The sequence below is a fragment of the Pseudomonas sp. LBUM1647 genome (genome assembly GCF_059716175.1).
In genome coordinates this window covers 707,103-719,418 of record NZ_CP166809.1, presented here as the reverse complement: position 1 = coordinate 719,418, position 12,316 = coordinate 707,103, and the positions used below count along the sequence as shown (strand labels likewise).

Annotated in this window: 12 protein-coding genes and 1 pseudogene; 6 read left to right on the top strand and 7 right to left on the bottom strand. The window is 60.2% G+C overall.

The features are described from left to right. Positions 1–282 precede the first annotated feature (282 nt). Positions 283–1,176, bottom strand: coding sequence for a PA4780 family RIO1-like protein kinase (locus ACA059_RS03135; RefSeq protein WP_129438758.1), 894 nt, complete (start codon positions 1,174–1,176; stop codon positions 283–285). A gap of 402 nt (positions 1,177–1,578) precedes the next feature. Here ACA059_RS03135 and ACA059_RS03130 point away from each other — a divergent pair. Beyond that, positions 1,579–2,667 (top strand): annotated as a pseudogene (locus ACA059_RS03130) (HAMP domain-containing protein); the annotation flags it as partial. 90 nt (positions 2,668–2,757) lie between these two features. Further along, positions 2,758–3,525 carry a methyl-accepting chemotaxis protein gene (locus ACA059_RS03125; protein ID WP_371916927.1) on the top strand — a complete coding sequence of 256 codons (768 nt, stop codon included), beginning with the start codon at positions 2,758–2,760 and terminating at the stop codon, positions 3,523–3,525. 191 nt (positions 3,526–3,716) lie between these two features. On the opposite strand, the gene ACA059_RS03120 is transcribed toward ACA059_RS03125, so the two are convergent. After that, the gene (locus ACA059_RS03120) at positions 3,717–4,508 is read right to left on the bottom strand and encodes an AraC family transcriptional regulator (protein ID WP_192410053.1); all 792 of its coding nucleotides are present in this window, start codon (positions 4,506–4,508) and stop codon (positions 3,717–3,719) included. 84 nt (positions 4,509–4,592) lie between these two features. On the opposite strand from ACA059_RS03120, the gene ACA059_RS03115 reads away from it, so the two are divergent. Further along, a complete protein-coding gene (locus tag ACA059_RS03115; protein ID WP_497632684.1) occupies positions 4,593–5,621 on the top strand; it encodes a bile acid:sodium symporter family protein in 1,029 nt (342 codons plus the stop codon). Here the strand turns inward: ACA059_RS03115 and ACA059_RS03110 are convergent. Continuing rightward, complete coding sequence (locus ACA059_RS03110; RefSeq protein WP_497632683.1) at positions 5,608–6,885, bottom strand: acetyl-CoA C-acetyltransferase; 1,278 nt, start codon at positions 6,883–6,885, stop codon at positions 5,608–5,610. The genes ACA059_RS03115 and ACA059_RS03110 overlap by 14 nt on opposite strands. 217 nt (positions 6,886–7,102) lie before the next feature. Here ACA059_RS03110 and ACA059_RS03105 point away from each other — a divergent pair, with 217 nt between their 5' ends. Both ACA059_RS03105 and ACA059_RS03100 read left to right on the top strand, forming a co-directional pair. After that, positions 7,103–8,455, top strand: coding sequence for a 3-oxoacyl-ACP reductase (locus ACA059_RS03105; protein WP_497632682.1), 1,353 nt, complete (start codon positions 7,103–7,105; stop codon positions 8,453–8,455). Between the two features lie 2 nt (positions 8,456–8,457). Then, positions 8,458–9,312: a MaoC family dehydratase gene (locus ACA059_RS03100; protein WP_497632681.1), complete on the top strand. Its 855-nt coding sequence runs from the start codon at positions 8,458–8,460 to the stop codon at positions 9,310–9,312. Positions 9,313–9,385: 73 nt separating this feature from the next. Here the strand turns inward: ACA059_RS03100 and ACA059_RS03095 are convergent, their stop codons facing one another. The 4 genes from ACA059_RS03095 to ACA059_RS03080 are packed head-to-tail and all read right to left on the bottom strand — an operon-like array spanning position 9,386 to position 11,682. Next, positions 9,386–9,949 carry a DUF4136 domain-containing protein gene (locus ACA059_RS03095; protein WP_497632680.1) on the bottom strand — a complete coding sequence of 188 codons (564 nt, stop codon included), beginning with the start codon at positions 9,947–9,949 and terminating at the stop codon, positions 9,386–9,388. A gap of 54 nt (positions 9,950–10,003) precedes the next feature. Then, on the bottom strand, positions 10,004–10,618 hold the full coding sequence (locus ACA059_RS03090) for a DUF4136 domain-containing protein (protein ID WP_497632679.1): 615 nt from the start codon (positions 10,616–10,618) through the stop codon (positions 10,004–10,006). A gap of 12 nt (positions 10,619–10,630) precedes the next feature. Next, positions 10,631–11,380: a methyltransferase gene (locus ACA059_RS03085; RefSeq protein WP_497632678.1), complete on the bottom strand. Its 750-nt coding sequence runs from the start codon at positions 11,378–11,380 to the stop codon at positions 10,631–10,633. Continuing rightward, on the bottom strand, positions 11,380–11,682 hold the full coding sequence (locus ACA059_RS03080) for a MazG-like family protein (RefSeq protein WP_129438809.1): 303 nt from the start codon (positions 11,680–11,682) through the stop codon (positions 11,380–11,382). Before ACA059_RS03080 ends, ACA059_RS03085 begins: the two co-directional genes overlap by 1 nt. 195 nt (positions 11,683–11,877) lie before the next feature. Here ACA059_RS03080 and ACA059_RS03075 point away from each other — a divergent pair, with 195 nt between their 5' ends. Beyond that, positions 11,878–12,171 carry a hypothetical protein gene (locus ACA059_RS03075; protein ID WP_497632677.1) on the top strand — a complete coding sequence of 98 codons (294 nt, stop codon included), beginning with the start codon at positions 11,878–11,880 and terminating at the stop codon, positions 12,169–12,171. Positions 12,172–12,316 lie beyond the last annotated feature (145 nt).

Below are 12,316 nucleotides of genomic sequence, written 5' to 3'. Positions count from 1 at the left end.
GCCGGTGGCAGTAGACGCGATTTTGTGTGGATCTGGAAGCCACCCCTCACCCTAACCCTCTCCCCAAAGGGGCGAGGGGACTGACCGTGGTGTTTAAAAGAAATTTTGCGACCTGAGAGCCCGAGTCGAACTCAGGCTTTGAAAAACATGGAGATCTGCTCCCTTTCCCCCTCTCCCCCGTGGGGAGAGGGCTGGGGTGAGGGGTGGCTTTAACTAACACCACAACACAAAGACTTAACATCCACAAAAAACCCGGCCAAAGCCGGGTTTTTCGTTAACCAATCACTGCATCCAAGGCGGAGGCGGCTCTTCGGTTTTACCCGGTGGCGCATCATCTGCCGCGCGCACCGCTTGTTTGCGCTCTTCATCAAGGCGTGCAGCCTCGATCTCGCGCATGATCCCGCCAACGTCAGCCAACTCTTCCGGCTCGTCGAACTCGCCGGTCAAGATGCTGGCCGGGTGCAAGGTGCCGGCTTCGAACAGGGCCCACATTTCCTTGGCGTACTTGGTCTTTTTCAACTCCGGCGCAAACCGCCCGAAGTAGGACGCCATGTTGCCCACATCCCGCTCCAGCATGCTGAACGCGTGGTTGTTGCCCGCTGCGTCGACCGCTTGCGGCAGATCGATGATCACCGGGCCGGTCGGGGTCAGCAGTACGTTGAACTCCGACAGGTCACCGTGCACCAGACCGGTACACAACATCAGCACGATCTGCGAAATCAGGAACGCGTGATACTCGCGCGCCTGATCCGGTTCCAGCACCACGTCGTTCAGACGCGGCGCGGCATCACCGTACTCATCGGCCACCAGTTCCATCAACAGCACGCCTTCAAGGAAGTCGTAAGGCTGAGGGACCCGAACGCCAGCACCGGCCAGACGGAACAACGCCGCCACTTCGGCATTCTGCCAGGCGTCTTCGGTTTCTTTCTTGCCGAACTTGGAGCCCTTGGCCATCGCACGAGCCTGACGGCTGTTGCGCACCTTGCGGCCTTCCTGATACTCGGCCGCCTGACGGAAACTGCGTTTATTCGCCTCCTTGTAGACTTTCGCGCAACGTAACTCGTTGCCGCAGCGCACCACATAAACAGCTGCTTCTTTACCACTCATGAGTGGGCGCAGCACCTCGTCGACCAGACCGTCCTCGATCAGGGGTTCAATGCGTTTTGGAGTCTTCATCAGCTTTTATTGAGGGTCCTTTATTACCAAACACGCGAAAGTCATTCGTTATACGGCAATCCACTCATTCGGGGGAGGGGTTGCCGACCTATGAACGTTCCTGTGACCGTCAAGAAGCACACAATGTGCCGGTTTAATCAATCAACAACCACCGGTCGTCATCGGCCGCCACAGATCATAGCTGACCCTGCGTCACTTGTTGCTGAAGGGCTAAGCGGGTATTTGCGACAGAAGCTGACATCTCGATTCATACCCTTCGTAGGATTTTTCTCAACAGGCCTCAATTTCCGCCTCGGCCAGCCGAAGTCATCAGAGACAAAGTGATTTGTCCGACAATCGTTCTGCCAATACTCCGCGAGTCATCTGCACTGCGTGGGCCTACAAAAAAAATCTGGAGCGCGGATGAACATCAAACAGAAGTTGACCTGGGCGTTTGCAATCATCGCCTGCTTGCCGGTGGTGCTGGTCGCTACCCTGGTTGTGCTGAACTTGCGCAGTGATGCCAAGGACAGTTTCGTTGACGGCAGTGGCCGCGAAATTCGTCAGGTCAGCAACGCCATGCAACTGTTCTTTGACGGCATCAGCCAGAACGTGGATTACCTGGCCAAGCAACCGCTGATCAAAAACTCCGACGACAGCCTCAAGACCTACATGGGCGCCAACGCCGAGAGCGTTCCGCAGGGCGAGATGGACAAAAAAGTCTTCGGCCTCCTGCAGGACCTGGGCAACGCCCATCCATCCTACGCCTACGCCATCCTCGGCACCGCGGCGGGCGGTTATGTGTCGTGGCCGGACGATGCCAAGCTCGCCAACTACGATCCTCGCCAGCGTCCCTGGTACAAGGCAGCCCAGGCCAAACCGGGCAAGCCGTTCCGCACCGAGGCCTATTACTGGGCCGAAAATGATACGTCCTACGTCAGCACCGTACGCACCATCGACAACAAGCTGGGCACCAACGGCGGTGTGGTCAGCATCGACGTGTCGCTCAAACAGATGACCGAACTCGTCAAACAGATCAAGCTGGGCGAAACCGGTTACCTGATGCTGCTGGAAAACTCTGGCACCGTACTGGTCGATCCGAAACAACCGGAGCACAACTTCAAAGCCCTGAGCAGCCTCGGCGAGGGCTACGCGCAACTGGCCAAGGCCGGTAAAGGCCTGGTCGAAGTCGAGCTCAACGGCGAGCGCTACATGGCCAACGTCTGGCCGTCGGAGCAATTGGGTTGGACCTTCATCGGTCTGATCAAACAGAGCGACGTGATGAGCTCCGCCACCCAACTGACCTGGCTGATCGCGATCATCGCCGCCGTACTGGCCGTGTTCTTCGCCATCGTCGGTGCCAGTTTCGCCAGCCTCATCGTGCGGCCGATCCGCAGCGTGGCCAGCGGTCTGGAAGGCATCGCCCAAGGTGAAGGCGACCTGACCAAGAACCTGCAAATCCGTGGCAGCGACGAAACCGCGCAACTGGCCAACTGGTTCAACCAGTTCTTGGCGGCAATTCGCAACCTGATCCAGAGCATTGGCGGCGCCGCGACCAAGATCCTCGCCACCTCCACGAGCTCGACCCAGGTCTCCAGCGACATGGCCGAAGCCGCCGGGCGTCAGCGTGAAGCGGTGGACATGGTTTCCACGGCGTTCCACGAAATGGTCGCCACCGCCAACGAAGTCGCGCGCTCTTGCAGCCAGGCGGCGGAATCGGCCGACAGCGGCCAGCGCCAAGCGCGTGAAGGTCAGCAGCAGATTGATGCGGCCGTGACCAGCGTTGATCGCTTGAGCCAGGAAATCGAACAGTCGGCCCAGTCGATGCAACAGCTTGAGCGCGACAGCAACGACATTCAGTCAATCCTCGGGACCATTCGCTCGATTGCCGAACAGACCAACCTGCTGGCGCTGAACGCGGCCATCGAAGCAGCGCGGGCCGGTGAACAGGGTCGTGGGTTTGCGGTGGTGGCCGATGAAGTTCGGGCACTGGCCAAACGCACGGCGGATTCCACGGCGGAAATCGACGGATTGCTGGGCAACCTTGCCAAACGTACGAGCCAGGTGACTCAGCAAATGCACGCCAGTCTGGAAGTGTCTCAGCAGTCGGTGACACGGATCGGTGAAGCACGCAGCAGTTTTGGGCTGATTCGGGAGTCGGTGGACGTGATTCGCGACATGAACACCCAGATCGCTACCGCGGCGGAAGAACAGCATCAGGTGGCGGAAGACATCAATCGGCACATCAGCCAGATTCATGGTGATGCGCAGTTGGTGGCGGAACTGGCGAATTCGGCGCGGCTGGATTCACAGAGTCTGGCGGGGTTGTCGAATGAGCTGGATGGGTTGGTTCGGCGGTTCAGGACTTGAGATTGGGGAGGGCTTGAGATCCACCCCTCACCCTAACCCTCTCCCCAAGGGGTAGAGGGGACTGACCGAGTTGCTCTTGGAGCTACATCGACCTGAGAAATCAAGCCGAACTCAGGATTTGAAGAACATGAAGATCGGCCCCCTTTCCCCCTCTCCCCCGTGGGGAGAGGGCTGGGGTGAGGGGCTGGTTCTCACTGCCGAAACAACTCCCCTGGCGTAAACCCAAACAACCCCTTAAACGCCGCAATAAACGCCGAAGTCGAGTCATACCCACAAGACAGCGCGGCATTCGTCACGCTGTCGCCCTCCTCCAGCAAACTCAACGACGACAGCAACCGCATCCGCTGGCGCCACCCTCGAAAGCTCAACCCGGTTTCCCGCTGAAAGAGCCGCATCAAGGTCTTCTCCGACGTCCCCAATCGCTCCGCCCACGCCTGCAACGTCACGTTCCGCTCAGGGCTTTCAATCAGCTCGTTGCACAACCCCAGCAACCGTTCATGGCGCGGTAACGGTAGCGAGAAGCCGACCTCCGGCAGATGCGCCAACTGATCCAGCAGCACACTCACCAGCCGCGATTCCTGGCTGTCGCCCTGCGGATATTCCACCGGCAGCAAACAAAAACTCTTGATCAGTTCCCGGGCCAACGGCGTCACTTCCAGCACCCGGCAACGCCCGTCCGCCCATTCACAATCCTCGCGGCGCACATAGAGGCTGCGCATCTCGGCGCGCATCGAAGTCACCACCTGGTGTTCGAGATCCGCCGGAATCCAGATGCCCCACTGCGGCGGCGCAAAAAAACTGCCTTCGGCGGTGTGCACGCCGAGAACGCCGCTGATCGCGTAGGAAAACTGCACCCAATCGTGTCGATGCGGCGGCGTCCATGAACCGGCGTTGAGACTTTCCGCACGGGCATACAGCGGACGCGGCAACGCCGTCAGCGTCGGAATCGTCCGTTCGAGGGAAAGTTGTCCGTTAGTCGGCATTGATTGGCCTTATGTCGCAAGACGGCTGATGAAGCCGACGTTAGGCTAAGTCACCAATTCTTACAAATGTATTCGGTGCCTGTTATGCATGCCTTCAAACACCTCAAACGCGTGGTCACCGACTGGTTCTTGTGCGGCATGTTGATCGCCACGCTGCTGGCGTATTTCTTCCCGACCTTCGGCGCCACCGGCGGCGGAATGCACGCTGAATACGTAATCAACATCGGCGTGTTCCTGGTGTTCTTCCTGCACGGAGTCAACCTATCCAGCGAGCAGATCACTCACGGTCTGAAAAACTGGAAGCTGCACGTGATGGTTCAGGGTTTCACCTTCGCGGTGTTTCCGCTGATCTGGCTGCTCAGTGACAAGCTGTTGAGTTCGCACATGCCTTCACTGCTGATGCTGGGTTTCCTGTATCTCTGTGCCCTGCCCTCGACCATTTCCTCGTCCGTGGCCCTGACCGGCAGCGCGGGCGGCAACGTACCGGCGGCGATTCTCAACGCGAGCCTGTCCAGCGTGCTGGGGATTTTCCTGACGCCGTTGCTGGTAAGTTTCGTGGTCGGCAGCGGCGCGGGCGGCATCGATCTGGGCTCAACCCTGCTCGACCTCTGCGCCATGTTGCTGTTGCCACTTATACTCGGCCAATTGCTGCGGCCGTTCCTCGGAAAGTTCTTCGCCCGCCACAAGCGCTATACCAATATCGCCGACAAGCTGGTGATTCTGTTGCTGGTCTACGCGGCGTTCTGCAATTCGATGGTCTCGGGGATGTGGCAAAAGCAGGGCAACAGCGTGATCCTCACGGCACTGATCGGCAGTGCGATTCTGCTGGCAATCATCCTGTGGATGACCACCCGCACCGCTCGCGCATTGAAATTCAGCCCGGCCGATGAAATCGCCGCGGTATTTTGCGCCAGCAAGAAATCCCTGGCCGCCGGTGCGCCAATGGCGGCGCTGATCTTCGGCGCCAACCCGGGGCTTGGGCTGATCCTGCTGCCGATCATGATCTACCACCCGTTGCAGCTGATCGTCTGTTCAGTGATGGCCGAGAGTTACGCCAACCGCAATCGGCAGCTGGCCGCACAGCAAAGCGCCGCGATCCTCAGCGCTCAATAATTACTGTAATGCCCTGACCACCGGCGGCGCAGATCGAGATCAAGCCTCGGCCCTTGCCCGCCGCATCCAGCAACTTCGCCAGGCTCGCGACGATGCGTGCGCCGGTCGCGGCAAACGGATGCCCCGCCGCCAGTGAACTGCCTTTGACGTTGAGGCGGCTGCGGTCGATGGAGCCCAGTGGCGCATCGAGACCGAGGCGGGTTTTGCAATATTCCGGATCCTCCCAGGCCTTTAGCGTGCAGAGCACCTGCGCGGCGAAGGCTTCGTGGATTTCGTAGTAATCGAAGTCCTGCAAGGTCAGGCCATTGCGCGCCAGCAAACGCGGCACCGCATACACCGGCGCCATCAATAGCCCTTCAGCCCCGTTGACGAAATCCACCGCCGCCACCTCGCCATCGCGCAAATAGGCAAGGATCGGCAGACCACGTTCCTTGGCCCATTCTTCACTGCCCAGCAGCACCAACGACGCACCATCGGTGAGTGGCGTGGAATTGCCCGCGGTCAGGGTGCCCTTGGCGCTTTTCTCGAAGGCCGGTTTCAGTGAGGCCAGTTTTTCCAGGGTCAGGTCCGGGCGCAGGTTGTTGTCGCGGGTCAGGCCGAGGAACGGCGTCATCAAATCGTTGTGCCAGCCTTCGGTGTAGGACGCGGTCATTTTCTGGTGACTGTCCAACGCGAGTTGGTCCTGTTCGTCGCGCGGAATGTTCCAGGCCTGGGCCATCAACTCGCAGTGCTCGCCCATCGACAGACCGGTGCGCGACTCGCTGATGCTTGGAAAGTCGGGCATCAAATGGCGGGGACGCAGTTGCAGGAAGGTTTTCAGTTTGTCGGCGGTGCTTCGGGCGCGGTTGGCCTGCAGGAGGATCTTGCGCAGGCTTTCGTTAACACCGATCGGCACGTCCGAGGCTGTGTCGACGCCACCGGCAATGCCACATTCGATCTGACCCAGGGCGATTTTGTTCGCCACCAACAACGTCGCCTCCAGCCCAGTGCCGCAGGCTTGCTGGATGTCGTAGGCCGGGGTGGTTGGCGACAGCCGCGAGCCAAGCACACATTCGCGGGTCAGGCTCATATCCCGGGCGTGCTTGGCCACCGCCCCCGCCGCCACCTCGCCCATGCGCACACCGTGCAGGTTGTAACGTTCGATCAGGCCTTCGAGCGCGGCGGTGAGCATCGCCTGATTACTGGCGGTGGCGTACGGCCCGTTGGACCGGGCAAAGGGGATACGGTTACCACCAATAATCGCAACGCGGCGCAGTTGAGTCATGAAAAGCTCCTGATTAAATATTCAATTGTGAACACCGCCCCCTGTAGGAGCTGCCGAAGGCTGCGATCTTTTGACTCTGTTTTTTGGGATCAAGATCAAAAGATCGCAGCCTTCGGCAGCTCCTACAATGATCAAGCGTAGGCCTTATCTCGTGGATCGAACGACTGATTGCCATTCATGGTCCACACTTTGAACCCCAGCTGCTGGAGTGCGTTACATGTCTGACCGCTATATCGACTTCGCCAATTCGTCCATCGGCCATCGTTTGGTCGGGGCCCTGGGTCTGCCGTCGCCGGTTCGGCTGGAGCGCTGGCAAGCAGGCCGGCTGCGGCCTGTCGAGGGGGCGCTGTTGATCGGCGGTGGCCCGTTGACGGAGAAAATCGGCACCTTCGCCAACCGCCTGACCGACGCGATTTACAGTTACGGCACCGAGCCGTCACTGGCCACCGCGTGGATTCCCGGCCACGGCCCCAAACTCAAAGCCGTGGTGTTTGACGCCAGCGACCTGGTGCAAACCGATCAACTCAAACAGCTGCGAGAGTTCTTCCAGCCACTGATCAAAAACCTCGATCACAGCGCGCACCTGGTGATTCTGGGGCGCGCGCCGGAGACCTTGAGCGATCCGTTCGCCGCCAGTGCCCAGCGAGCGCTGGAAGGCTTCAGCCGTTCGCTGGCCAAGGAGCTGCGCAGCGGCGGCACCTTGCAGTTGATCTATGTCGGCGAAGGTGCAGAGGATCAACTGGAAGGCCCGTTGAGGTTTTTCCTCTCGCCCAAAAGTGCGTTCGTTTCCGGGCAAGTGATTCGCTTGAAAGCCTGCAACACACAGGTGATGGACTGGACTCGTCCATTGTCCGGCCGCAAGGCACTGGTCACGGGTGCTGCACGCGGCATTGGCGCCTCCATCGCCGAAACCCTGGCCCGTGACGGGGCCGACGTGATCCTGCTCGACGTTGCACCGGCCAAGACTGATCTCGAAGCCCTCGCCGCACGCCTCGGCGGGCGCAGCATCACCCTGGACATTTGCGCCGAAGATGCCGCTGCGCAGTTGGTCGAGCAACTGCCCGACGGCATCGACATCGTGGTGCACAACGCTGGCATCACTCGGGATAAAACCCTGGCCAACATGACCCCTGAATTCTGGGACGCGGTGTTGGCGGTCAACCTCAATGCGCCGCAAGTGCTGACCAAGGCGCTGCTCGACAGCGGTACCCTGCACGACAACGGCCGGGTGATCCTGCTGGCGTCCATCAGCGGCATCGCCGGCAATCGCGGGCAAACCAATTACGCCGCGAGCAAGGCCGGGCTGATCGGCCTGGCCCAGGCTTGGGCGCCATTGCTGAATGAACGCGGCATCAGCATCAATGCGGTAGCACCCGGTTTCATCGAAACCCAGATGACTGCGCATCTTCCGTTCGGCGTGCGTGAGGCCGGGCGGCGCATGAGTTCGCTGGGCCAGGGCGGTCTGCCGCAAGACGTCGCCGAAGCGGTGGCGTGGCTGGCTCAACCGGGTACTGGCGCGTTCACCGGGCAAGCCCTGCGAGTGTGCGGACAAAGTGTTTTGGGGGCTTAGGCATGATCATCGATTGGCACATACTCAACCGCGAACCCAGCCTGTCGGGACTGTACGTGCGGGCCGCGACGCGACGCAAAATCACCGGCACCACCCTGCCCGATTCGGGTTTGCGCTGCTGGATCAATGTCGACCCCAAGCGCCTGGCGGACTATCGCAAGGTCTGCGGTTTTGCCGACAACGGTTTGTTGCCGCCCACGTATCCACACATCCTCGCGTTCGCGTTACAGATGCAATTGCTGACGGCCAAGGAGTTTCCGTTCCCGCTGCTGGGGTTGATTCACCTGAGCAACCGCATTCGTATCTTTCGCCCAATGGGCGGCGTGAATCGCGTGCGGGTCAGCGTTCAGGTGCAAAACCTTCAGCCCCATGAAAAAGGCGCGACGTTCGATCTGGTGACGACGCTCGACGATCAGCTGGGGGCGTTGTGGGAAGCTGAAAGCCAGATGTTGTGCCGCGGGGTCAAACTCGCAGGCGAGCCCGTCGAGGACGTGTTGGCGTCGACGCTGGAAATGTCGGAAGTGGATCACTGGAAAGCGCCGTCGGACATAGGACGGCAGTACGCCAAAGTGTCCGGCGACTACAACCCGATTCACCTGAGTGCCGTCAGCGCCAAACTCTTCGGTTTCCCGACGGCCATCGCCCATGGGTTGTGGAACAAGGCCCGAACCCTTGCGGCGCTTGCCGATCATCTGCCGGCGGCGAATGTCGAGATTGCGGTGCAATTTCGCAAACCGGTGCGGTTGCCCAGTGAGGTGACATTGCTGGCCAGCGCAGCAGGGTCGAGCGGGGATTTGCTGTTGGTGGGTGCGGGGGATCTTGAGCATATGGCGGGGCATTGGCGGCCGGTTGCCTGATCTGCCATTGCCCTCACCTTGTGGCGAGGGAGCAGGCTCGCTCGCCACACTATCGCTTACACCCCCACTTAACTTACTTGGGTGGATAGTTCGCCAATATCCGCCCCACCGTTTCACGTATCGCCGTGCTGCGATCCGACGGGTTCGGTGTGCGGCTGAGTATCTGCTCGTCACTGCCGCGCCACACCAGTTTGCCGTCCTTGCCATCAAGCAGGTCGATCTGGATGATCGCCACTTTGTAGCTGACGTTACGGGTTTCGTTGTACATCGGCCCGCCCCAGTAGCCGTTCCATGGATTACCCCAAGCGCCGCCGCCGCCGTAGTTGGTGGTTACTTGTTGCTGGCGCTGCTCGACGATCAAATAGGTCTGCACGCTCAAATCGCCCTTTTGGCCACCCGCCGCCGGACGCAGGCCACGCTGATCCAGCTGTTCGGTCACCGATTGGCGGATGCGTTGTTCAGTCAGGTCGCTCTTGATCCGTGGATCATCGGGGCGATATTGCAGGGCGGGTTCTTTCCAGCTCCAGCTGCGATAGGCGGCGAAGTCGCGGCTGGCATCGAAGTCATGATTGACCTGGTTGCCGGCGCAGGCACTGAGCAGCACGGCCACAGCCAGTAAAGCGAGACGGCGGAACATGATATTTCTCCGGTTGAAGAAATGAACCTGCGTAATGCTTCTTAACTACAGAAGCTAACTAGGAGGATACGCCGACATCGCCTTTTCTACAGCCTCCCGTATCGCATCGGCACGCTCGCTCTGACTGCCCCGGTTGCTGGTTTCGGCGCTGGCACTCCATACCGGTTGACCGCTCTGAGCGTCAAACAAATCAACGCGCACCACCACGACCTGTTCCTGATAAGTCCGAACGATCGGCACGGTGTTGTACATGCCGTAACCGCTGCCGTAGCGGTTGTAACCGCCATAACCGCCGCCGTAATAACCATAGTCATCCCGAACCTGACGCAGGCGGGTTTCCAGGTGCAGGTCGGCGCTGACAAACAGGTCGGCCGGGCGATTGTCGTGCAGCGGGCGCAAGCCACGTTGATCAAGGGCATTGCTGACGGCTTCGGCGACCTGCGCCGAATCCGCCCAGGCGCTGCCCGGCGGCAGCTGCCCGTTGAGCCAGGCCCAGCTGCGGTAACGCCCGTAGTCGCGCGGCGGGGCCGGGTAGGCGCTGCGGTCAAAGGTGTTGGCCGCCTGAGGCGGCGCGGGGGGCAAGGGATTGGTTGACGCCACATAAGGGTTGCTGCCCTGACAGGCCGCCAACCCGAGACAGATCACCAATAACCCCGAACGACTGTTCATTTCGCGCTCCGATCAGACCGGCCGACAGATCCAGTGCAAGTAGCGCCCAAGCCCGGCAAAACTTGGGTGACGACGGTGGGCCAGTTCCATTTCCAGCAAGTCCGCCAGTTCGACGCGGGCCTGGAATTCCACCGGCATGTAGTCGTGAAAAACCCGCACCCCGCTCTGGGTTTCGACCTGCCACAGGCCTTCAAGTTGCGCCGCCAGTTCGCGCGGATCAAGGGGCTGTTGCGGAGTGAGGCTTTGCTTTTCGCCGGCCATGTCGTTCTTGCGCATCTTGCGGAAGTGGCCTTTGAGCAGGTTGCGATAGATCAACGCATCGCGGTTGTAGAAGGCCAGGGACAACCAGCCATCTGGTTTGGTCAATTGATGCAGGACCGGCAGGATCGCGTGAGGTTCGGCCAGCCATTCCAGCACGGCGTGGCACAGCACCAGGTCGTAGGGCTCGGTCAGTTGGCCGAGCAGATCCTGCCACGGCGCCTGAATGAACGTCGCTGTTTGCCCGGCGTCGGCAAAGCGCTGACGGGCGCCCTCGAGCATCGGCTCGGCGGGTTCGGCCAGCGTGACCTCATGACCACGCTGGGCCAGCCACAACGACATGTGGCCCAGACCAGCACCGATGTCCAGTACGCGCAAAGGTCGGTCCGGCAGGGTTTCGGCCAGGTCGGCCTGAAGCACCGCCAGGCGGATCGCGCCTTTGGCACCGCCGTAGATTTTTTCGGCGAAGCGGGTCGCCAGTTGATCGAAATGACGGTCGCTCATCAGCTGAACCTCCGTTCGCTGTCCGCGAGTTTGCTGCGCACCACTTCATTCATGTCCAACCCCAACTCGCTGCACAGCAGCAGTAGATAGAGCACGATGTCGCCGATTTCCTGCCCGGCATGGGCGAGTGTGTCCGCCGGCAACTGGCGCGACTGGTCTTCGGTCAGCCACTGGAAAATCTCCACCAGCTCGGACATTTCCACGCTCGCGGCCATGGCCAGGTTTTTCGGGCTGTGAAATTGCCGCCAGTCATTGCGGTCACGGATGGCGTGCAGGCGTTCGGTCAGTTCAACAAGGTTCATCGGGCTCTCCTGAAGGCATATAGCTTCGGGGGGATGACGGGGGAAGGCAAGCGTCTCGGTGCGGCGCGGATCTTTGCACCATAATCAAAAGATCGCAGCCTGCGGCAGCTCCTACGGGAACTCGGCACCCTGCTCGATAGCCCAAGGCTCAAGTCCGGCAACCATGCCACCACTTTCATCAAGGACGCTCACGACATGCAGGTAGAAAGTTTTTTCGAATGGCTCGGCCAGGCACTCGGTTCGGTAATCCGCTTTATCGTTGACGGCCTCAGCGGCTTGTTCAATTTGCTGAGCCACGCGGGCAGCAACTTTGTCGAAGGGCTGTCCCGTGCGCTGGGCATGGACGCGTCGATCATCAGCATCATTGCGCTGATTGTGGGGTTGATGCTGTTGTGGTCGGCGATTCGGGCGTTCATGAATGCGTCGATCATCATGGGGATTATCTGGTTGGTGTTGGGGCTTTGGTTGTTGAGCTGGATTATTCATTAAGGCAGCCCCATAACCCCTGTGGGAGCGAGCTTGCTCGCGATGAGGCCGGCACATTCAACATCCATGTTGATTGTCAGACCGCCATCGCGAGCAAGCTCGCTCCCACAATGGATCGCTGCAGATTTCCAATGTGTCGCTACAATGC